Source organism: Shumkonia mesophila (assembly GCF_026163695.1).
GTDB lineage: Bacteria > Pseudomonadota > Alphaproteobacteria > Rhodospirillales > Shumkoniaceae > Shumkonia > Shumkonia mesophila.
On the sequence record NZ_JAOTID010000014.1, the window covers coordinates 38516 to 60693 of the forward strand.

18 protein-coding genes and 2 pseudogenes are annotated in these 22178 nt (G+C 60.4%); 8 read left to right on the plus strand and 12 right to left on the minus strand.

Annotated elements, in window-relative coordinates; all coding sequences use genetic code 11:
- The first annotated feature begins 41 nt into the window (after positions 1–41).
- From ODR01_RS19685 to buk, 3 genes are read left to right on the plus strand one after another with little or no spacing between them, the layout of a single operon-like run.
- Positions 42–1406, plus strand: a complete 1365-nt coding sequence (locus ODR01_RS19685; protein WP_316979411.1) for an aldehyde dehydrogenase family protein — start codon at positions 42–44, stop codon at positions 1404–1406.
- A 9-nt stretch (positions 1407–1415) separates the two neighbouring features.
- Complete coding sequence (locus ODR01_RS19690; protein WP_316979412.1) at positions 1416–2327, plus strand: phosphate acyltransferase; 912 nt, start codon at positions 1416–1418, stop codon at positions 2325–2327.
- 41 nt (positions 2328–2368) lie between these two features.
- Complete coding sequence (gene buk, locus ODR01_RS19695) at positions 2369–3451, plus strand: butyrate kinase (RefSeq protein ID WP_316979413.1); 1083 nt, start codon at positions 2369–2371, stop codon at positions 3449–3451.
- 636 nt (positions 3452–4087) lie between these two features.
- Here buk and ODR01_RS19700 read toward each other — a convergent pair.
- Together ODR01_RS19700 and ODR01_RS19705 are read right to left on the minus strand one after the other, a co-directional pair.
- Positions 4088–5236 carry an iron-containing alcohol dehydrogenase family protein gene (locus tag ODR01_RS19700; protein ID WP_316979414.1) on the minus strand — a complete coding sequence of 383 codons (1149 nt, stop codon included), beginning with the start codon at positions 5234–5236 and terminating at the stop codon, positions 4088–4090.
- Positions 5237–5937: 701 nt separating this feature from the next.
- The gene (locus ODR01_RS19705) at positions 5938–6708 is read right to left on the minus strand and encodes an aldolase/citrate lyase family protein (RefSeq protein ID WP_316979415.1); all 771 of its coding nucleotides are present in this window, start codon (positions 6706–6708) and stop codon (positions 5938–5940) included.
- 120 nt (positions 6709–6828) lie between these two features.
- Between ODR01_RS19705 and ODR01_RS19710 the strand changes: the two genes are divergently transcribed.
- A complete protein-coding gene (locus ODR01_RS19710; protein ID WP_316979416.1) occupies positions 6829–7638 on the plus strand; it encodes an IclR family transcriptional regulator in 810 nt (269 codons plus the stop codon).
- A gap of 22 nt (positions 7639–7660) precedes the next feature.
- Here the strand turns inward: ODR01_RS19710 and ODR01_RS19715 are convergent.
- Positions 7661–7964, minus strand: a pseudogene (locus tag ODR01_RS19715) (integrase core domain-containing protein); the annotation flags it as partial.
- 461 nt (positions 7965–8425) lie between these two features.
- On the opposite strand from ODR01_RS19715, the gene ODR01_RS19720 reads away from it, so the two are divergent.
- The 4 genes and pseudogenes from ODR01_RS19720 to ODR01_RS19735 form a co-directional block, all read left to right on the plus strand.
- Positions 8426–9388, plus strand: coding sequence for a Bug family tripartite tricarboxylate transporter substrate binding protein (locus ODR01_RS19720; RefSeq protein ID WP_316979417.1), 963 nt, complete (start codon positions 8426–8428; stop codon positions 9386–9388).
- Positions 9389–9412: 24 nt separating this feature from the next.
- Positions 9413–9859, plus strand: a complete 447-nt coding sequence (locus ODR01_RS19725; RefSeq protein ID WP_316979418.1) for a tripartite tricarboxylate transporter TctB family protein — start codon at positions 9413–9415, stop codon at positions 9857–9859.
- Positions 9860–9862: 3 nt separating this feature from the next.
- Complete coding sequence (locus ODR01_RS19730) at positions 9863–11398, plus strand: tripartite tricarboxylate transporter permease (RefSeq protein WP_316979419.1); 1536 nt, start codon at positions 9863–9865, stop codon at positions 11396–11398.
- Between the two features lie 142 nt (positions 11399–11540).
- Positions 11541–11702 (plus strand): annotated as a pseudogene (locus ODR01_RS19735) (transposase); the annotation flags it as partial.
- A 577-nt stretch (positions 11703–12279) separates the two neighbouring features.
- Here ODR01_RS19735 and ODR01_RS19740 read toward each other — a convergent pair.
- The 9 genes from ODR01_RS19740 to ODR01_RS19780 all read right to left on the minus strand — a co-directional run bounded on the left by ODR01_RS19740 (position 12280) and on the right by ODR01_RS19780 (position 22171).
- Positions 12280–13410 carry an aldose 1-epimerase family protein gene (locus ODR01_RS19740; RefSeq protein ID WP_316979420.1) on the minus strand — a complete coding sequence of 377 codons (1131 nt, stop codon included), beginning with the start codon at positions 13408–13410 and terminating at the stop codon, positions 12280–12282.
- A 38-nt stretch (positions 13411–13448) separates the two neighbouring features.
- Positions 13449–14348 (minus strand): amidohydrolase family protein, encoded by a 900-nt coding sequence (locus ODR01_RS19745; protein ID WP_316979421.1) that lies wholly within the window; start codon positions 14346–14348, stop codon positions 13449–13451.
- Positions 14345–15367 (minus strand): aldo/keto reductase, encoded by a 1023-nt coding sequence (locus ODR01_RS19750; protein ID WP_316979422.1) that lies wholly within the window; start codon positions 15365–15367, stop codon positions 14345–14347. Before ODR01_RS19750 ends, ODR01_RS19745 begins: the two co-directional genes overlap by 4 nt.
- 3 nt (positions 15368–15370) lie before the next feature.
- Positions 15371–16924, minus strand: coding sequence for a sugar ABC transporter ATP-binding protein (locus ODR01_RS19755; RefSeq protein WP_316979423.1), 1554 nt, complete (start codon positions 16922–16924; stop codon positions 15371–15373).
- Positions 16921–17913 (minus strand): ABC transporter permease, encoded by a 993-nt coding sequence (locus ODR01_RS19760; RefSeq protein ID WP_316979424.1) that lies wholly within the window; start codon positions 17911–17913, stop codon positions 16921–16923. The genes ODR01_RS19755 and ODR01_RS19760 overlap by 4 nt, the downstream gene beginning before the upstream one ends.
- On the minus strand, positions 17910–18920 hold the full coding sequence (locus tag ODR01_RS19765) for an ABC transporter permease (protein WP_316979425.1): 1011 nt from the start codon (positions 18918–18920) through the stop codon (positions 17910–17912). Before ODR01_RS19765 ends, ODR01_RS19760 begins: the two co-directional genes overlap by 4 nt.
- Before the next feature lie 74 nt (positions 18921–18994).
- Entirely contained in the window at positions 18995–20032 is a 1038-nt protein-coding gene (locus tag ODR01_RS19770) for a substrate-binding domain-containing protein (RefSeq protein ID WP_316979426.1), read from the minus strand.
- Positions 20033–20232: 200 nt separating this feature from the next.
- Positions 20233–21012 (minus strand): IclR family transcriptional regulator, encoded by a 780-nt coding sequence (locus ODR01_RS19775; RefSeq protein ID WP_316979427.1) that lies wholly within the window; start codon positions 21010–21012, stop codon positions 20233–20235.
- A 298-nt stretch (positions 21013–21310) separates the two neighbouring features.
- Positions 21311–22171 (minus strand): nitrilase family protein, encoded by an 861-nt coding sequence (locus ODR01_RS19780; protein WP_316979428.1) that lies wholly within the window; start codon positions 22169–22171, stop codon positions 21311–21313.
- Between the last annotated feature and the right edge of the window lie 7 nt (positions 22172–22178).

Sequence of the window (22178 nt, forward strand, 5' to 3'; positions counted from 1 at the left end):
TCTCTCGAATGAACCGACAGATAAAAAGAGGAGATCGGGTCGTGGAACCGAAGGAATACGTATTGGGCGTGATCAACAAGGCGCGGGACGCTCAGCGCATATTCGAGGGCTATTCGCAGCAGTCGGTGGACGCCGCCGTTCGCGCGATAGGAAAAACTATCTACGACAACGGCGACATGCTTGCTCGCTTGGCGGTCGATGAAACCGGAATGGGCAAGTATGAAGACAAGATCGTCAAGAACCAGGGCAAGGCAAAAGCCGTCTGGAACAAACTCAAGGGAGTGAACAGCCGAGGAATTGTCCGCACGATCGAGGACGAGGGGTTGGTCGAGATCGCCAAGCCGATCGGCGTCATCGGCGCTATTTCTCCGACGACGAATCCGACGATCACTCCGATGCACAACGCGATGATCGCATTGAAGGGCGGAAATGCGATCGTCGTTTGCCCGCACCCGAGAGCAAAGAAGACGAGTAACATGACCGTCGAATTGATGCGGCAGGTATTGGTGGAAGCCGGTGCGCCGGCCGATCTGATACAGATCATCCCGGAGCCGACGATAGAGATTTCCGGCCTGGTGATGCAGCTGTGTGACGCGTGCATTTCCACCGGTGGGCCGGCAATGGTGAAGGCGGCATACAGCAGCGGCAAACCCGCGTTTGGGGTCGGCGCCGGCAACGTGCAATGCATCGTGGACGATGACGTCGCGGCGGAGGGCGTCGCGATGAAAATTGTGCGTGGAAGGACCTACGACAACGGAATCCTGTGTACGTGCGAGCAGAGCGCCATCTGTCCCGTGACGATCTATGACGCGATGGTTTCGGCGTTCAGGGACATGGGCGCCTATTACGTCGAGAAGCCGGCGGAGGTGGACGCTCTAAGAACGGCGATGTTCGGCGAAGGGGGCATAAACAAGGATGTCGTGGGCGCTTCGTCCGTCGCGATCGCGAAGATGGCCGGCATCGAGGTGCCGGAGAATACGAAGTTCTTGTTGGTCGCGATTTCCGGAAGCGGTCAGGTAGAACCCTTGTCGAAGGAAAAACTGTGCCCGGTACTGGCGATCTACCGGTACGACACGTGGGAAGAGGCGGTCGATATCGCCGGGAATAACCTTCTTCACGAGGGCACGGGACACAGTGCAGTCATTCATTCCAATAACAGACAGCACATACTGTATGCGGCGGAGCGACTGCCGGTGTCGCGTATCGGGGTGAACATGATCGGGTCGTCTGGTCTCGGCGGCAGCTTCGATAACGCCCTGAATCCGACGGCGACGCTGGGGTGTGGTTCTTGGGGAAACAACTCGATCAGCGAAAACTTGTGGTGGAATCATCTGGTGAATATCAGTCGCGTCGCGGTGGCGATGCCCGGCAAGCGGATTCCAACCGACAGCGAAATATGGGGGTAAGGGGGACGAATGGTCTACAAGAGTTTCGACGAATTGTTTGCAGGAATTGGCGGCGCCGGCGATCGGAAGAAGACGGTGGCGGTGATGGCTGCCGAAGACGCCCACACGCTGGAGGCCGTGGGACAGGCGGTCAACGCCGGAATCGTGGACGCGGTGCTGATCGGCGACGGCAAGAAGATCGAGCAACAGCTCGATCTGTTACCCAAAAAGTTCGCGAACGCGATAATCCATGCTTCATCGAATGTGGACGCCGTCGCTACTGCCGCTGAATTGATAAAGAAGGGCGAAGCCCATTTTCTGCTGAAGGGACTGTTGCAGACGGGCGAGATGATGAAGGTTCTCATGCGCGAGGAAAGCGACTTTCGCACCGAGCGACAGTTATCTCACTTAAGCATCGTTCAGATCCCGAATTATCACAAGCTGATCGGTTTGACCGACGCGGCGCTCAACGTCTACCCGGATTTGCCGCAGAAAAAGGAGATCGTGATCAACGCGGTCGATGCCATGCACAGCATGGGGTTTGTCGAGCCGAAAGTCGCCGTGCTGGCGCCAGTCGAGCAGGTGAATCCAAAAATTCAGGAGACCGTGGATGCGGACGCCCTGAAGCTGATGAACAGGCAAGGCGAACTGCCGGGATGCATCGTCGACGGTCCACTGTCCTATGATCTGGCCATGAACCGCGAAGCGGCCGAAGTAAAGGGGATCGACAGTGCAGTCGCCGGGGACGTGGACCTGTTGGTGGTTCCGAATCTGTCCGTCGGTAACACGCTGCTGAAGGCGCTTCGATATTCCGCGAAAGCGACGACCGCTGGGATCGTCGTCGGCGGCAAAGTTCCTTTGGTGTTGACGTCGCGGGCGGCTGAAGTGGCGGCGAAGTATCTGCCTATCGTTCTGGCCGCCGCGGCGTGTGCCAGGCAATAAAACACCTTCTCTTGGATCGAATATATGAAGACAGGGGCCGAATGGTGTCCAAAGACGTGTATAGGATCCTTTCAATAAATCCAGGATCGACGTCAACGAAGATCGCTGTGCACGAAAACGAGAGCGAGCTTTTTCGAAATACGATCGAAAACGCGGCGGAGGAATTGGCGAAGTACAAGTCCATGGTCGATCAGTTCGACATGCGCCGTTCCGCCATCCTCGAATGTCTGGGTGAGCAGAAATTTCCGTTGGAAAGCCTTTCTGCGGTGGCCGGGCGGGGCGGAAAACTCACGCCCCTGAAGCGCGGCGCCTATCGGGTGACCCAGGAAATGGTGGACTTCTTGAGGTATCGGCCGATCGACGAGCATGCATCGAACTTAGGGGCGATCATCGCCCATAGTATCGCCCAACCTCTGCATATCCCGTCCTATATATACGATGCGGTCGTCGTCGATGAGTTGGAGGAGATCGCCCGGTTTTCGGGCGTTCCGGAGATCACCAGGCGGGCATCGTGTCATGTCCTGAACATGCGGGCCGTTTCGCGCAAGATCGCGGAGAAGCTGGGTAAAGGACTGGACGAAGTGAATATCGTGGCCTGTCATATGGGTGGCGGAATCACGATGTCGGTTGTCAGTGGCGGTCGGATGATCGATGTGCTGACGGACGAAGAAGGGCCGTTCTCGCCGGAGCGAGCCGGGCGGGTTCCTTGCCGGCAATTGGTCGACATGTGTTTTTCCGGTGCACACGACAGGAAATCCGCGACCAGGCGGATGCGGGGGAGCGGCGGGCTAGTTGCCTATCTCGGCACGAACGACGCGCGTGACGTGGAAAGGAGAATCAAGGACGGCGATGCGTATGCCGCCGAGGTGTATCAGGCCATGGCTTACCAGGTGGCGAAAGGGATAGGAGAGATGGCGACCGTCGTGAGCGGACGGGTGGATGCGATCATCCTCACGGGCGCCATCGCCCATTCGGACATGATGATGGGAATGATCAGGGGAAGAGTCGAATTCATCGCACCGGTCATGATCGTTCCGGGTGAAAATGAACTGGAGTCCCTGGCTCTGGGAGCGTTGCGCGTATTGAGGGGCGAGGAAGGCGCACGCGAGTTCATTGCACCATGAAATCTGTGGTCCGTGCGTACCGAGAGGGTAATCGCACTGACGGTGGGGTTGTGATCAAAGACTGGGGATGAGGTCGGGCAAGCCGTTCTTGCGCGCCGCCTGAGCCCATACATCCTCGCCGCCGCCCTCGGCCCACGCTTCGCCTGAACCCGACCACAGGTGCCTTTCTTCATGACCGACGGCTTTGTCATCCGGCCCATTCGCGGCAAGGACGTGACCGCTGAATTCCTCGGCGAGGGGTGGCTCGCCTCCCGGGCAGCCGACCGCTTCGGCGCTCACATGGGCTGGGCCAGCAGCGTCGCGGCGGGGTCCTGCTGCTCCGCCCCCGACCGTGCGGGACGTCACCCGTTCACATCGGGCTGGATCACCCGAAGCTCGACATGGCCGTCGGCGTGGAGGGGCGTTCGCGCCACCGCCGATGCGACAGTCCCGCAATCCCTGCACCAGTGCGGCAGTAACATCGATCGGGGCGGCTACGCTCGCCGGACAAGGTCGAACTCCGACGACCGGCGGCCGTGGTCCACCACATCCTCGGTCGCTAGATCGTGCATGGCAAAAGTGTCATTTCTCTCCAACGTGACTGCTCGCCGGCAGGCTGTTTTTTTTATCTTTCCCGGACTTGGACCTCGATCTTCCTTAATAGGCCGCCTTCAATACGGCCAAAATCTGCGCTTCGGCCGCGGGATGCGGATTGAACCGCAATTGGATGCTCTTCAGAGCGTCTTTGGCCACCAAAGGCAGGACGTCTTCTTTCGCCCCGGCATCGCGCAGCCGGATCGGTGTGCCGATGTCTTTCTGAAGTGTGCGAACCGCATCGATCAATTTCTCGGCAGCCTCTCGTGGATGGTCGCCACGCCTGCTCAGACCTGCTCCAACGCTGAGAGCAGCGTATTTGTTCACGGCGACCCCAACGTTGAAGTCCATCACGAAGGGCAGAACAATGGCGTTGGCAAGTCCGTGCGGAATGTGAAAATGGGCGCCCAGAGGGCTCGCCAGGGCATGGCACAGGCCGAGATAGGCGGAATTAAAGGCGGCACCAGCGAGGAACGCGGCCTGAAGCATGTTTTCTCTGTCGATCAGACTCCTGCCGTCTTGGACCGCCTTAGCCAGCGACGAAAAGATGAGCCGGACGGAGGAGATTGCTAGGGCATCTGTGACGGGCTGCGCAATGTTCGAACAGGCGGCTTCGACCGCGTGGGTCAGAGCATCCATGCCGGTCATCGCAGTCAAGGCTGGCGGCAGCTTCTCCGTGCAACTGGGATCCAGGATAGCGATCCGTGGAGCAAGGTGAGGGCTGGCGAGAGTGAATTTTTCGTCGTGGTCGGTATCAGTCATGACGGCGAACATCGTGACCTCGCTGCCCGAGCCGGCCGTGGTCGGAACGGCAACGACCGGCAGGATGGGTGCCGGCACCTTGTCCACACCGGCGTAGTCCTTGAGGTGCCCTTTGTGCGTGGCCAGAAGCGAACCCGCTTTGGCCGCATCGAGCGAGCTGCCACCGCCGATACCGATGAATGCGGTCGCTCCGACCGAAAGCGCCACCTCGGCAATCGCCTGGGCGGTTTTGATGCTGGGGTCCTGTTCGACCGACGAGTAGATGTCGACGGAAAGTCCGGCGGCGGTCAGGCTCTTGACGATCTGTTCGGGTAATCCGGTCATCAACAATCCCGGGTCCGTGACGATGAGAACTTTCCGGGCATCGAAGTTTTGTAGCTCTTTCGGGATGTCGTTCAATGATCCGGCACCGGACAACATCTTGGTGGGTAGAGAAAAACTGGTAGTCATGGAACACCCTTCTTTGCTTGTCGAGGCACGGCTTGAACAGCCCGACTCGGCCGCATTTCAATTTCTAGAGGCCTTCACCCGGCAATAGGTCCTTCAATCGAATACCTGCGGAGAACGTCCACATCTTGAACGTGGAGAGTTCCTGTCGGTGTCGTCGCTTGAGCTTTTTATGGGTAATGAATCCGGACGAAGAAGACGGACTGGAGTGATGGCTTTCCGGTGGTTCGAACGGAGCGCGAGTAGGGAGCCGCGCCCTTTGTTCACAGGCTCGGCTCGTCCCGGTTAGGCGCTTCCCGGGAAGACCAGACGTTTGATGTTGTAACCGGGGTTGACCATGCTGATCGTAGTCGTCCGTCGCGCCGTTGCCGTGATTGCGGCATCTGGTTGGTAGAGGGAAGCCGAGGACCGACCTCAATACGATAGCCGGTGGCGGTGCTGAAGCCGGCCTTGGCGAAGGCGGCCGTCTTGCTGTCGGTTCAGCGCAGTGTCAAGAAGGGTCCCTCATTTGACGGTCGGCCACAGCCACCAGGGCGGCAAGAACGGCAACGGCCATGGCTCCAAAAGCCTCGAATGATCGTGTCCTGGTCACTTCGGCCATTCGTTCAACTCGCAGCCAAAGTCTGCTTCCTACCCAAGGCGCAATCTGACTCGAGGCAGCCATTTGGCTGAGCATCCCGAGATCGGCGAAAAGGCCTTACATCCTATTCTTTGAACCTTTTGGCCAAGTCCGCACTCGAGCGCATCAGCAGGCTGGTATCAACACCAATGGCGACGAAGGTGGCGCCGAGGTTGAGATAGTGCCGGGCGTCCGATTCAACGGTTGAGAGTATGCCGATGGGTTTGCCGACCTTATGAATTCGTTCAAACGCGGATTCGATTGTCTTTCTGAGTTCGGCGCTGTCTTCCGGCAGTTTGAGACCGCAATTAGCAGCGAGGTCGGCCGGGCCGACGAAGACCCCGTCAACGCCTTCGACGGAGGCGATTGCTTCGAGATTGTCGAGCCCGGCGCGGGATTCGATCTGCACGAGAACGCAGATCTCATCATCCGCACGCACCTGATATGCCTGGATTGTGCCGTAACGCGCGGCGCGCATGGCACCAGCCACGCCGCGTTTGCCGGCGGGCGGGTAGCGCGTTGCCCCCACCGCATAGACCGCCTCAGCTTCCGATTCGACGTAAGGGATAAGGAGCGTCTGGACCCCGATATCGAGGAGCCGTTTGATGCGAACCCGGTCGTTGGAACTGGGGCGGACAACCGGAAAAACCGGATAGGCCGCCGCGGTCTGCAGCTTGCGCAGAACATCCCGGTCCGAACTGGGGGTATGTTCCGTATCGAACAGCAGCCAATCGTAGCCAGCCACCGCCGCCACTTCCGTAGCCGTGTCGCCGTCAAGTGTGCACCAGAGTCCGATCATCGGCTGCTTGTCCAGAAGCGCCGTCTTGAACCCATTTTTGAGCAAATCCCGACCCATGCCGCTTCCTCCATTCCGCGAGCGCATTGAGGGTGTTTCGTGACACAAGCTCGGCGAATTTGGCAATTGAAAATGGTTGTAAGTTCCATATTATGGAAGAAATACGGAGTTTGATGCGTCATGGAAAAGACCAGGCTGGCCGGTGCGCAAAGTATCGATCGGGCCTTCGATATTCTGCATCTGATTGCGACCGCCTCCTCACAGGGAATTCGCCTGAAGGACATAAGCGGCAGGACCGGGCTTCCCCAGCCGACAGCGCACAGAATTCTGGCAAAGCTGCAGGAGCGCGGCCTCATCGAGCGTATTCGGGGCGGCGCGCGGTATGTTATCGGTGGCGAGCTGACCCTTCTGGGGCTCTCCACCGGCGTGCGCCGCTTTCGCGAACTGGCGGGACCGACCTTGCGAGAATTAAGCGATGAAGTGGGGGACGCGGTCTTCCTGACGGTGCGAAGCGGATTGGATACAGTCTGCGCGGACCGCAAGATTGGCAGTTATCCGATCCAGGTTCTATCAATCGAGATCGGTTCCCGCCGTCCTTTGGGGATTAGTGCCAACAGTGTCGCCATGCTATCGCGGATGCCCGAGGCGGAAGCGACGGACATTCTGGAGAAGAATGCGGAGAGACTTTCTCCTTTCAAAATGCCGCAGGCCGTATTGCAAGAGCGCATTGCGGTGGCCCGCCAGCGAGGCTATGTCTACATCAGTCAGGCCATTGTGAAGGGCTCAAGCGCGATCGCCATGCCGGTTTGCGATGTGGTGGGTCGGCCGATTGCCGCCATCAGCACAATCGCGGTCCTGTCCCGGCAGAGCAAGAGGCGTTTGCCTAGCCTGATAAGCCTCCTGCACAAGGCGGCTGAAAACATTTCTGAGCTGTCCCATCAGGAGGCTGTCAAGGCCGGATCTTCCGAGAAGCCCTTCCCCCGGTTCTGACCTTAGCTGCCGCTTGCGCCCGCTATCGAGAAACGGCGGCACGAGCAGGGCAAAAATAAACACCGTCTCCGGGGCATGCCCCGCAGACGGTGTCGGTACGATTTGATGATCCACCCAAGGCCGAATGTGGCCTGCGGGCGTTATAGTTCTGGCGCCAGCGCGGCATACCGTATCGCCCCGCCGCCACCCAACAGCACCACAGCCCGCGATGTGCCGATGACGAACCAGTTTTCGTCGAGGCATTCGTCGCGGAATTTGCCGTTGAAACTCTCGACATAGGCATTCTGGACCGGCTTATCGGGTTTGATGAAGCGGAGTCCAGCATCCGCAACCATTTGGCGTCCGAAACCACCATCCCGCCGAACTTCGACTTCCAGCGGTAAAAGGTGTTCTCCGAAAACAAAAATCCCGTCACTGTCCGGATGTGACTCCGAAAAAAGGCAGTAAAATTGGCAGCCGAATCGGGCGTCGTTTGCCGGTCGTTAACCGTGCGCGCGTAGGGTCGCCGGCATCGACTCTCCAGCCGGGCGACGACAATGATTCGAGAGATCATCAAGAGACTGCTTTGCGAGCGATCATGTAGGAATCGGTGTGTCACTGCCAGGGACACGATCATTGTCCGGCTGCGCGAAAAATAGAAAAACTCCTCAAAATTCCATATTATGGAAGTTTTGACGTTTCTTTGTTGATTGCGGATTTGAATGCCGTCACTCGTATTATCAGGCGGCGAATGGCATTCGTGTCTTTGCCGGGAAAGAGGAGAACGTTAACGCTTTAGGGAGGCACTATGCGTAACTTGCTCAAAATTTTGACGGTGGCCGTCGCAAGCGTCATGCCGATGGCTGCTCACGCTGCCGATTTCCCCACGAAACCGGTCATGATCGTCGTTCCATATCCGCCTGGTGGCAACGTTGACAGCGCAGCACGCATCATCGCGCCGAAAATGGGAGAGCTGCTCGGCCAGCCGGTCGTCATCCAAAACCGCGCGGGCGCAGGAGGAATGATCGCTGCGCAATATGTAATGGGCGCCAATGCAGACGGCTACACGCTGTTCATGGCGGCCAACGGGCCTCTGCTTTTCGCGCCCATGACGATGAAGCGACCAGATGTATATGACTGGAAAAAGGACTTTGCTCCGATTGGTGCGGTTTCCATTACGCCGATGGTTTTGAGTGTCCGCGCGGACCTTCATATCGACAGCCTGCAGAAGCTTCTGGATCAAGTGGACTCGAAAGGTCTGCTGATGGCGTCACCGGGTGCTGGCACGACCAATCACCTTGCCGCCGAGTTGATGATGGAGAAATCCGGCAAGCAATGGCGGATCGTTCAATACAAGGGCAATGCACCGGCTGTTACGTCTCTGCTCGGCGGGGAAACGGCCTTCAGCTTCGACCAGATTTCGGTTATTTTGCCGCATATCAAGGAAGGTGTGGTTGTTCCGCTTGTTGTTACCTCGGATGAACGCGTACCGACGCTTCCTGATGTCCCGACCTTTAAGGAGGCTTCTAAACTCGGCTTTCAGGCCGTGACATTCACCGGTTTGCTTGCTCCGGCGAAAACGCCCGACGACGTCATCAATGCCATTTCGAAGGCCCTGACTGTAGCTTTGTCCGACAAGGGCGTGCAAAAACAGTTTGCAGATCTGGGTTCGCTGACGAAAGTGACGACACCGGCGGAATTTAAGAGCTTTCTGGGTGAAATCGACGACACTTGGCGTCCGGTCGTCCAGAAGGTCGATACTGGCCGCTAAACGCTTCGTTGGATTGCAACTAAAATGAGAAATTCCCTCCGGTTTGGCCGGCGTGCCGACCTCGTGTTCTCCTGTGCCCTCTTGATACTCGGCGCTGTCGTGACGCTGGCCGGGTGGCATTATGGCCTGGGATATCATCTTAATGACATCGGGCCCGGCGTTTTTCCCGTCGGGCTCGGTGTTCTTCTGATGGTCTTGGCGCTTATGTCTTTGCGGGAAGCATCTGGCTCGAGGGAAGCACACCGTATCGCACCTGTGTTGTTTATTCCGCTTGGCATCATCGCTTGGGGTTTGCTGATCAATACAGCAGGCCTCCTGGCAGCCACGATCGCGCTGATCGCGCTTTATGTCTTTGGTGAGCCCCGCTTGAAGCCGTTCGGCGGAGCCGTTCTCGCATTGTCGCTGACAGCGGCCGGCTACGTCTTATTCGTGCTTGGCTTGAAGCTTTCACTACATGTTTTCTGGGGCTGAATCATGAGCATATTGAGCGATCTTGCGTCCGGCTTTGGAATCGCGCTGACCTGGCAGGCGCTCTCCATCTGCTTTAGTGGCGTTCTGCTTGGCACATTCGTTGGCGCTCTTCCCGGCATCGGCGCCCTGGCGGCTATTTCGCTTTGTCTTCCGCTGACTTATTACATGGAGCCGGTTCACGGGCTGATATTGCTCTCCGGCATTTTCTATGGCGCGCAATACGGCGCCTCGACATCGTCAATCCTCTTGAACATCCCCGGCACGCCGTCCGCTGCGGCGACCTGCCTCGATGGTAACCCGATGGCCAGGAGCGGCCGGGCCGGTCAGGCTCTCTTTATCGTGACGTTGAGTTCCTTTTTCGGTGGGTCGGTTGCCATTCTGATCCTCGTTGCTTTCGCGCCGCCGCTTGCGAAGTTCGCCCTGAGCTTTGGTGCGCCTGAGTATTTTGCTGTCATGCTGCTCGGCCTGATCGCCGCTTCGACTGCGTCTCTCGGTTCTGCTGTAAAGGGACTGGCGATGGTGGTGCTGGGATTGATCTTCGGAGTGGTCGGAACGGATGTAACGTCAGGCACCTATCGTTTAGCGCTCGGATTTGTCCAACTGACGGATGGCATCAGCCTTGTTGCCATGGCGATGGGTCTTTTCGGTATCGCAGAGGTACTGGCCAGTCTGACCCGGCCCGAAGTAAAAATGCCGACCGACAGCAAGGTCTTTAGCTTGCGGCACCTCCTCCCGACGCGAGAGGAAGCTGTACGGGCTGTGAAACCGGCCGTGCGAGGCTCGCTGATCGGTTCGTGGATTGGCGCACTTCCAGGCACCGGTCCCGCCATCGCCGCCTTTCTGGCCTATGCGATCGAAAAGCGCGTATCGCGGACGCCCGAGCGTTTCGGCACGGGTGCGGTGGAAGGGATTGCAGCACCGGAGGCGGCAAACAACGCTTCGGTTCAGGCGGCGTTCATTCCGACATTATGCATTGGGATTCCGGGCGACGCGGTTATGGCTTTCATGCTGGGCGCGATGATCCTGCACGGCGTTGTTCCCGGTCCGCAATTGATCCACGAACAGCCGGACCTGTTCTGGGGGCTGGTGGCCAGTTTCTGGGTAGGCAATATTCTGCTTGTCGTTTTGACCTTGCCGCTGATCGGTGTCTGGGTGAAGGTTCTGGCCATACCGCGTCAGATCCTCTACCCGACGATCATTTTCCTGATCTGCGTCGGGGTCTACAGCGTCAACAGCTCTGTTTTCGACGTGTTCATCGCCATCGTTTTCGGCCTGCTTGGCTACATGATGTCGGTGCTGAAATATCCAGCAGCTCCGGTTTTGCTCGGTTACATACTCGGGCCGCTGGTCGAGGAGAATTTCCGCCGGGCGCTGTTCATTTCCAACGGCGATTTCACCACCTTTGTCAGTTCTCCCGTGTCCGCCGGTTTCCTGCTGATGTCCGTTCTTGCCCTGGTTGTGCCGCCGATTCTCAATATCAGGCGCAAGCGGCTGCTAAACGACAGGCAATTGAACGTAAGCCCATTGGAGTCTGATTAAAACCGGCAGGCTGCTAAGGTCAGAACCGCCCGGCCGACTACGGCAGTTTCTGTTGGAAATGTGAGGATTGCTGCGGGGATGACTTCCTGATTCAATTCTCCTGGGAACGGGAGGAAGCGGCGACGATGGGCGAACGGGCGGTCTCGCCCATCGCTGGTTCTGCCGCCTCGGCCTGGAGGGAACGGTCCCCGATCATTCGACCTTCTCGAAGAACCGACACGACCGCTTCCGCGATGGCGACCTGTTGCGGCGGCTGTTTGGGACGACGGCGGCGTGTTGCATAGCAGAAGATCTGGTCGGCGGGGCATGATTAATCATGCCGTCACATCGTGGGACAGAACAGCCTAGAACAGTTGTGCGGCAGCTTGGAATGCCAACCGATATGGTTTTGAGCCACCGATTTGAAGCATTAGTCATCTGATTTTTCTCCCTCGTTTTTGGGACCGACTACTCCCTGTTTATCGACTTTGTTTCCCTGCCAAGGGATAAAAGTTCCTTGTTCTGTCCCTCAGGGAAATTGCCGGTTTAGCCTATTTAAGTCAGGGGGTTAGAGTGGAGATCCAAGTCCATAAAAGGTCGGATTCGCAGAAATTCCCTGTATTTTCCCTGATTAACAGGCAGCAAAGACCAGAGACGGGTTCGCGCCAGACTGCCTGCACCGCCATTTTTAACAAGTAACGCTTTGATTTTGCTTGTTAATATGTCTGAAAATTTCATTCTACCCATCAAGCGAACGCGGCTTCAGGCGAACGAACGCGCACGCTGGCGGCGTAGCTCCGGCGAGTCAATGGGTCGACGGCATTCGACGCCATTGCTTCTGCTTCTTGGGCAAGCGGGCAAGCCGTGTGGTGTGGTCAGCGGCGGTGGGCGGAGGCGAGCAGTCAGCGCGATCGGACCAAGCGGTGATTCAGCGCCTCAATCGCTGCTTGACCTGCGTGCGGCGTGATGGCCAGGCGATAGTCCCGGCCCTCGCCGTAATTGAGCATGTGGATCTCGCCTCGGGCCTTCCAGTCTTCGCGGCTTCCTCCGTGGACGGTCGCAGGCTCCATGGCGACGACATAGTTTCCTTCCTGAAGGTTCTGCCACTGGAACAGGGCGGGCATCGATTTGCCGTCCCAGGCGATTTCCAGGCCGATGCCGCGTTCCCCCGCCGGGGTCTCGAAGGCGCCGTTGACGAGCGCCGCATGCGCCGTACCGTCCGCCTCCATGGCGATCCGGTGTTCATAGACCTGCTGATGGAAACGGGCCTGCGGTTCGGCCTGCTCGATGGGACCGAACCGGCTCGCCCTCGGGTCGTGGGCGGTGAATGGCGTTGCCTCGATGGGAGCGACCAGGCGCGTGTATTCGTCGACCACCGGCCAGCCGAGATTGACGTGATAGAGGAGGAGGTGCGGGGTCGCATAGAAACCCAAGTTGCGGACCCGGTCCTGGAAATGAACCGTATCGGTGCCGACCTCAACCTCGATGCGTCGTTCCAGGACCAGGTTCTCGGCGTACATCGCCGCCTGCCGGATCGTTCCTTCGGCGTAGAGGAAGCAGCGCTCATCCTCCCAGCGCTCCCCATATGCCGCGAGGCGCGCCGGCTGATAGCTGATGCGGCCGTGGAGGCCATGGAAAACGCGCTTGCGGTCGGGGTAGCAGTAGTGTTCGGCGGTGTCCTCGGTCGCCGCCATGATGTGATCCAGCCCGCAGGTGTTCATCATTCCGGAGAACGAGCGTAGCCACCCAAGGCCGTCTTCCGCATCGACCTCATGCAGCCAGGGGTGACGGAAGCCGGCCGGCGAATGCCAGCCGATCGGCACGCCATGGTACGTCATGCCGCCAAGGTCCATGGCCCGGTCGATCAGAATGTCGAAGCTCAGGCCTGAACCCGTACGAAACCTCAGCAAACGCAGCGCCCGTTCCGGCCCGTCTTCGTAGGCAAGGAGTTCGACCCCGAAAACCTGTGAAAAGTCGCCAACCCGCCGTGCCAGTTCGCGGCGGGAGAACGATTGTCCGAACAGCACCGGCATTGGCGCCTCCGTTGACGATGGTTGGTCGATTCCTGGGTTTATGACGCGCGGGTCGTCTGCTTCGCCCGCGACACCCCCGGCTTTCCTTCGGTGAGCCCGTAGAAGGCCATCGCATTGGCGCCGAAAACCTTGGCACTGGCGGCTGATTCTGTCGCCCCCAGGATGGCCTCCAGGGTTCCCTTGACGGTGGCGTAGTCGGCGGCCAGCAGGCATACCGGCCAATCGGACCCGAACATCACCCGATCCTCGCCGAAGCACTCCATGACGAACTCGATGTAGGGCCTCAGATCGTCCGCCGTCCACGCCGTCCAACTGGCCTCGGTGACCATGCCCGAAAGCTTGCAGTACACATTCGGTCGTTCGGCGATCTCTTTTAAGCGCGATGCCCACGGTTCCATCACCCCCTCGGCGATCCGGGGCTTGGCGATGTGGTCGACCACGAACCGCATATCCGGATGCGTGTCGACCGTCTTCAGGCAGGCCGGCAACTCGCGTTCGCGGGGCAGCAGATCGTAAGCCAGCCCCGCCTTGCCCACTTCGCCGATACCCCGGACGACATCGTCGCGGGCGGCCCATGCCGGGTCTTCCTCGTCGTGGACCTGGTGGCGGATGCCGACCAGCCATTTGCCATGCGGCCCATCCTGGATTTCCGCCAGCCTGTCGCCGACCGCGGGATCGGTCAGATCCACCCAGCCGACGACGCCGGCCACGAAATCCGTCTTTGCAGCGATGGCCAGGAACTCGTGGGTCTCCTCGACGTCCGAGCGGGTCTGGACGAGTACCGTACGATCGACTCCGCTGTCCCGGAGGATGGGCCGCATGTCCTCCGGCCCGATGGGCCGGCGGATGGCCGCCAAGGCATCGGTCATCCAGGGGTACTCTGCACGACTCGGGTCCCAGAAATGCTGGTGGGAGTCGATGACGAGACGACGGGTCATGCCACGCCCTCCTCGTTCTTCGGCACCGGTGCTTCTTCGGCGAGCAGGCCTTCGTCTTTGAGTTCGGCCCACAGGCCGTCCGGGATCGGATGGCGAAATAGGCGTTCGTTTTCCTTGAATTCCTCGGCGGAGCGGACCCCGGTGAGGACGGTGGCGACCGCAGGGTGGCCCAGCGGGAACTGAATGGCCGCGGCTTTCAGGGGAACGCCGTGGTGCAGGCAGACCGCCTCGATCTGGCGGGCGCGGTCGATCAATTCCTTGGGCGCCTCGACATAGTTGAAGGTGATGCCGGGCCGTGGATCGGCCAGCAGGCCGCTGTTGTAAACGCCGCCGATGATAACCGAGACCCCCTTGCGCACGCATTTCGGCATGAACTCGGGCAGCGCCGTCTGGTCGAGCAGCGTGTAGCGGCCGGCCAGCAGGAAGCAGTCGAAATCGCCGTGATCCATGAAGCGCGACAGCATCTCCCACTGATTCATGCCGGCCGAAACGGCGCGGATCGTCCCGTCGCTTCGCAGGCGGTCGAGGGCCTTGTAGGCGCCTTTGACGGCCGGTTCGAAATGATCGTCGGGGTCATGAATGTGCAGGATGTCGACACGATCGAGGTTGAGGCGCTTCAGGCTGTCCTCCAGCGAACGCATGACGCCGTCGTAGCTGTAGTCCAGCACGCAGCACATTTCGTCGTTGGCCAGATAAAAGGACTGGTTGTTGCCATAGACCTCGTTGCCGGTCCGTTTGCCGGGACGGATGAGGCGGCCCACCTTGGTCGAGACGACGAAATCGTCGCGCCGGCGCCCGGCGAGGCCGCGCCCCGCTCGTTGTTCGGCCAGGCCATAGCCGTAGAAGGGCGCCGTGTCGATATAGCGGACGCCCGATCGGAAGGCGGCTTCGATCGCCGCCGCCGCATCCTCTTCCGGCACCACGCTGAGAAGATTGCCGATCGGCGCGGTGCCGATGCCCAGACGGGTCACGGTAAGGCCGGTTTTCGCAAGCGGAACGCGAACTGTTGGGTCTGCCATGATCTAAGCTCCCTGGAATGCAGAGACGCCGCCTTCATGTTCTTCGTCCAGTCTGGCTTCGTGAATGCGGCCCATGATTTGCCGGCTCATCTGCTCGTAGTTGTAGGTGTTGAGCAGATCCCCGATCACTCGGAAATCCCTCATCACCACGACCCGGTCGGCCAGCAGGACCATCTCGGCGAGATCGCTGGTGATCAACACCACCGCAACCCCCTGTTCGGCTAGGTCCCATATGAGACGATGCAAATATCCCTTGGTGCGAATGTCGATACCGACGGTCGGCTCGTCGACGATCAGGATTTCGGATTCCGCGGCCAGCCACTTGGCGACGCTGACCTTCTGCTGGTTGCCCCCGGACAGGTTGCCGACGTCTTGGTCCAGGGAGGGCGTTCGCACGTCGAGCTTTTGGACGAACGGACCGATGGCCTTGCGCTCCTGCTTGTCGGTGAACAGCTTCAGGATGCCCCCCAACCGGTGCCAGATCGTGATGCCGGTATTCTTGGCGACCGAATGGGCGAGGATCAGGCCTTCCTGCTTGCGGTCCTCGGAAACGTAACCGATGCGCCACCTTTGCAGGGCGTCGCGGACATTCCTGATGACGGCGGACCGTCCGTCGACCAGGATCTGGCCGCCGGTGATCTTCTCGGCCCCGATCACCGCCTTGGCGAGTTCGCTGCGTCCGGCGCCGACCAGGCCGTAAAGGCCGACGACTTCGCCCTTGCGGACCTGAAGGTCGATGCCGCGATGGCCGAGCGCGGTGCAAACACCCTTGAGCTCGAGCTTGACCTCGCCCAGGTTCGCCCGACGTTTTCCGATGTCGCCGAGGGCGTCGTCGCGGCCGACCATGTGGGCGACCACCTGCCGCTTGTCGATGTCCGCGATCGGAACCCCGGCGCAGGCGTTGCGGCCGTCGCGCAGGATGGTGACCCGGTCGCAAAGGGCGAAGACCTCCTCCAGCTTGTGGGTGACGAACAGGATGGCGACGCCGTCGTCCTTCAACCGGCGCAGCAGGCCGAATAGCACCTCGATTTCATTGTGGGTGATCGAGGCGGTCGGTTCGTCGAGCAGGAGGATACGGCTTTGTTGCGAAAGCGCGCGGGCGATTTCGACCAGTTGCATCTGGGCGACCGAAAGGCGGTTCACCGGGATCTCGGGGGCGATGGCGAGGTCGAGCGCCGCCAGCCAGTGCGACGCCTGGCGGTTCATCTCGCCGCGGTCGATCAGACCCCGCTTGGTGGGCAGCCGTTCGATCATGATGTTCTCGGCAACCGAGTAGCGGGGGATGAGGTTGCGCTCCTGATGGACGACGCCGATGCCGGCGGCGAAGGCGTCGCGGGGCGAGGAAAAGCTGGCGGCCTTGCCCATTATCTGCACTTCGCCCTCGTCCGGACGGTAGACGCCGGTGACGATCTTGATAAGCGTGCTTTTGCCCGCCCCATTCTCGCCAAGCAGGGCATGGATCTCGCCGGAGTTGAGCGCCATCGAAACACGGTCCAGCGCCTTGACGCCGGGAAAGACCTTGGTCGCGTTTTCGACCAGCAGGGCGCCGGCTGTCATGGGGCCGCCTCCTGCGCAACCGGAGTGGGGGCCTTTTCCGCTTTTACCGTCCGCCATCGGTTGAAGACGACGGCCGCCAGGATCAGCATGCCCAGGAAAAACTGGACATAGTATGGGTCGGTACGGGCCAGCAGCAGGCCGTTTTCCAGCAGCACGATCAGCACCACCGCGATCATGGTGCCCATGACCGACACATGGCCGCCGGAGAGGATGGCGCCGCCGATGACGGGGGCGGCGAAGGATGGCAGCAGCCAATCGACGCCGATGGTCGGTTCCGCGGTGCCGAGCCGGGCCACCGCGACCATGCCGGCAAACGCCGCCAGGGCGCCGGAAACCGTGTGGGCCAGGATGACGCTGCCCTGGATCGAGATGCCCGAAAGGGCCGCCGCCGCCGGGTTGCCGCCGGTCGCCAGGATGTATCGCCCGGGCCGGGTGCGCGAGAAGAACAGGCTGACCATGATGGCCGATACGATGGGAATGGCGACGATGTTGGGGATCGGGCCGACCTTGCCGTCGTACCAATCGAGCAGCGCCTGCGGCATGTGGTAGAATGGGATGGATTCGGTGATGCCGTAGTTGAGGCCGGTATAGATCGACAGCATCGCCAACGTGACGACGAAACCGTTGATTCCCGAATAGGCGATGATGGCCCCGTTCAGCCATCCCGTGGCGATACCCACCGCCATGCCGGCCAGCGCGGCCAACGGGACGGGAATGCCGTAAACCTCCATCATCCCACCGAACAGGATGGCGACGAGGCCGCCGATCGCGCCGACCGCAAGGTTCATTTGGCCGACCGCGATGACGATCATTTGCGACATCGCGAAGATGCCCGTCACCGACAGGATCCGCAACATGACGAAGAGGTTGTATTCCGTGAGGAAGGCCGGCGCGATCAGCGACAACGCCACGATGAAGAAGACCGTGATCCCCAGCAGCGGCATCCATTCGGCATGGATGAGATCGCGAACGAGAGGGGTCCTGATCATCGTTTCAACCCCGCGCGCTGCACATAGACGCTGCGCCAGCGGTCGAGGCCGACGGCGACGAGAAGCGTCAATCCCAGGAAGAACTGGATCCAGAAGCTGCCCACATTGAGAAGGACGAGGCCGTTCTGAAGTACGGTCACCAGTACGGCACCGAGGAGCGTCCCCACCACCGAAACCATGCCTCCCGACAATAAGGTGCCGCCAAGAAGGGGCGCGAGGAACGACGGCAGCAGCCAGTCCTGGCCGACCGAAGGAAGGGCCGCGGCCAGCCGCGCCGCCACCATGACGCCGGCGATGCCGGCGCACAGCCCGGACAGCACGTGGGCGACGACGATGACGCGCTCCACCGGGGTGCCCGAAAGCTTGGCGGCGACCGGGTTGGCTCCGGCCGCCAGGATCTGTCTGCCGACCAGGGAATACTTGAAGAGGACGAGCAGCGCCGCCCCCACCGCAAAGGTGACGGTCAGCAATGCCGAATAGGGGCCGAAGCGCGCCTTGCCGAGTGCATTGAAGGCGGCCGGCAGTTCGCGGAACGCCTCGGCCTTGGTCAAGATCAGCATGGCGCCAAAATAGAGGCTGGCGGTCGCCAGCGTGATGACGAAACTGTGGATGCCCGTGCGCACGATGAGGATGCCGTTGAGCCACCCGAGGATGGCCGCAACAGCCAGTCCGCCGGCGATAGAGACGATGATCGGCAGGCCGAGCGCCTCCAGCAGGTAGCCGGTTGCCATGATGGCGCAGACGCCGATCGAGCCGATGGCGAGGTTCATGCCGCCGGTCGCCAGCACCACCATCATCGAGAACCCGATGACGGTGTCGATCGCCAGGTTTCGTGTCAGCGTGAATAGATTGAACGGAGAAAGGAATCCGGGGGCGAGGCTGGCGACGATGGTGACGAGCAACAGGATGACGAAAGCCAATCCGGCGACGTTCGCGGCGCGCACAAGGACGGGCAGCAACTCGAACCGGGTCTTCAACCGTTGGGCGGACGAAAGGGTTTCGAGCATTGAAAACGCCTTCGTGCTTGAAGAGGGGGCTCGCCCGTCGAGCGATATGAACGGGCGAGCTTGCCGGGACCGCTTTACTTGCAGTCCAGATACTTCTCTTCGAGCGAACCGATGATCTCGTTGGCGATTTTCTTCAGTTCATCCTTGTAGGTATCGATGTTGCCGGCGTGTATGAGCAGTGTGCCGGAGTCGATGAACGTCTTGTTCTGGGGCGTTTCCTGGAACTTCGCGTCCTTCTTGATCTTGCAGCCCTCGACGAAACGCTTGAGCGCGAAAGCGGCGATGTAGCCCTGGCCGTAAGGGTTCTGGGCCATGGTGCCTTGCAGGAAACCGTCCTTGATCGCGCTCAGAACGATCGGGTCGTCATCGATGCCGATCATCTTGATCCGCTTGTTGCCGATATTACGCAGCGACCGGGCTGCGACGACCGAGGACACGTAGCCGGTCGACACGATGCCGTCGACTTCCGCCCCCTTGGCGGCGAGCAGGCCGTTAATCTTCTGGTCGCCGGTTTCCTGGCTGTCGGTGTCGGTCAGGTGCTGGTAGATCTTGACACCGGGTCCTGCCTCCTCGGCGGCCTTGTTGATGGCGGCGATACGCAACTGCGTGTTGGGATCGACCAGGCGGCTGCCGGTATGCAGGATGTTGCCCTTGCCGCCCATTTCCTTGATCAGGGCCTTGGTTCCGAGGTAGGCCGAACGGTAGACGTCGGTGGCCAGGCAGAACTTGGCCGGGCTGGGGCTCTGGGTGCAGCCGCCGATGGCGACCGACGGGGCGCCGAAACCGGCCAGTTCCTCGAGAGTCGCGTTCGTTCCGGTGGCGTCGCCGGGGAACACGCCGAAGGCGTTATAGCCTTGGGCCGCCAAACTCTCGATCAGCTTGTTCTGAAGATCCAGCTTCCATTCTTGGGGAACCTTGTAGTCGGCAGTTGCCAGCTTGAAATCCTTGGCCGCGTCTTTGGCCGCCTGTTCCCAGGGGGCAAAAAACGGATGCGGGCCGCCCGGAACAAGTGCCACCTTGACATCCGCGGCCTGCGCCAGCGAGGCGCCAAGCAAGCCGATGCCAAGGACGGCGGCCATTATGGAAGGGGTGGAGTTGGCTTTGCGAAACATCGGTGTCGTCTCCCTGAAAAGTGAAACCCACGCGAAGTTCCGAGGCGGCCGTTTGGTCGATGCCGGAGCCACAGTCAAGCACGACGCCCGATCTTTTGGTGCCTCGACAGACTAAATATTGCTCTTTTTGATCACAATGTGAACTGAAAAATGAACACGTGTATCAATATATCCACATTGCGAGGGGTTTTTGGGTGCGGCTAGGTTGGCCAGTCGGCACCGCCCAGCTTTTCCGACAGGCACTTGGCGACCTTCAGCGCCAATTCCCGGAGTTCGTCCAGCTTCTCGTACGTGAAGCGGCTGTGCGGCCCGGAAAAATTGATGCCGCCCTTGACCTTTCCGCCGCTCTCGAAGATCGGCACGGCGATACAGCGCATCTCGTCGGCGAATTCGCCATCGTCGATGGCATAGCCCTGGGAACGGACACGCTGCAGTTCGGCGCGGAAAACCTCAGGGTCGGTGATGGTGTGCTTGGCGACCAGCGGCAGGCCGCAGGCGATTACGTCCTCGACGAAGGCCCGGCTTTGGTAGGCGAGCAGGATCTTGCCGATCGACGTGCAATGGACGGCGGCCCGATCGCCGACCTGGAAGTCGACCGACACCAGCTGGGTGCCCCTGGCGCGCATGACGATGACGGTTTCGCGGCCCTCGAGCACCGAGTAGTTGACCGTCTCGCCGGTGGTTGCCGCCAGTTCGCGCAGGGCCGCCCTGATCAGTTCGTGTTGCTCGTCCTCGGCCAGGAGATTGCGCCCCAGCGAGATCACCTTGTAGCTCAGCTTGAACTTCCGGGCGGAGTCGTCGCGCACCACGTATCCGGCGTCCTCGAGGGTGGCCAGCATCCGATAGGTGGTGCTGCGATCGGCGCCGATCTCCTGGGCGACGTCGGCCGCCGAGACGGCCTCCCGGGTCCCGCCGACGACCTCCAGGACCTTGAGCGCCCTAAGCACGGTCGAACTCTTGCTGACGCTGCTGATGGCCACGTTTTTTCCCTCCGCACCTCATTTCCCGCAAGCCTATCTGACCGAAATATTTGAACGCAACATAAAATATTTGAACAACTGCAGGAAATGGTGCCGGAGCCGGCGGAACATCCGTCGATGTTGGATCACTATGTGGACGCGCTTCACATCTTGAACGGGTTATGGCGGAGCACGGCTGCCCGAGCCCAGCCGCCGGCATAGGCGTAGAGCAGCGCACCCCAGGAAATCCCGTTACCATCCGGAGCAGAAATACCTGCGCGGGAACTCGTTCGACACCTGAAGGACAATTGGGGATCCGTCAGAGCCTCATGTCGCCGTAAAGATCGCCGCGGCGGTCGCGCATGAGGTCGTTGAAGGTGTTGAGCGAACGGGCTCGCCTGGCGTCGGCCAAGTCGATATCGGCGGAGATGATTTGCTCTTCGCTGTCGCTGGCGGGACCGGCAGCGATCCAGCCGGTCGGGTTGACGATCAGGCTTTGGCCGAGGAACGGCTGGCCGCGCTCGGTGCCCACGCGGTCGGCGGCGGCGATGAACAGGCCATTGCTGTGCGCCCCGGCCATGGCCAGGATGTTGGCCATCGCCAGTTGGCCCTCCGGCTGCCCGGGCATCGGCACCCAGTTGGTTGGCGTGCAAACGATGTCCGCCCCTTGCAGCGCGGCCAAGCGATAGATCTCAGGGAACCACTGATCGTAACAGATGGCGACGGCGACTCGGCCGAACGGCAGGGACCAAACCGGCACGCCGACGTTGCCTGGCTCGAAGAAAAGCTTTTCCTCGCCCCACAGGTGGTTCTTTCGATAGGTCCCGATGTATCCCTCGGGGCCGGTCAACACGGCGGCATTGTAAAGCGACGGCCCTTCGCGTTCGGCGATGCCGGCGACGATGGTGACTCGAAACTGCTGCGCCAAGCCGATCCAGGCCTGGCAGCTCTCTCCGTCCGGGATGGCTTCAGCCAGTTCGAAGGCTTCCGTACGGCTGTCGAACACGTAGCCGGTATTGCAGAGTTCCGGCAGCACGATCAGCGACGCGCCTTCCTTTGCCGCCCGTTCGATCAGGCTCAGCGACTTCTCGAGATTGGCCTTCTTCTGGCCGATCTCCGGGGCCATTTGGATGCAAGCGACGCGAAGCGGGCTCTGGGGAGGTCTGGCGCGGGTGGTCATGGGTGAT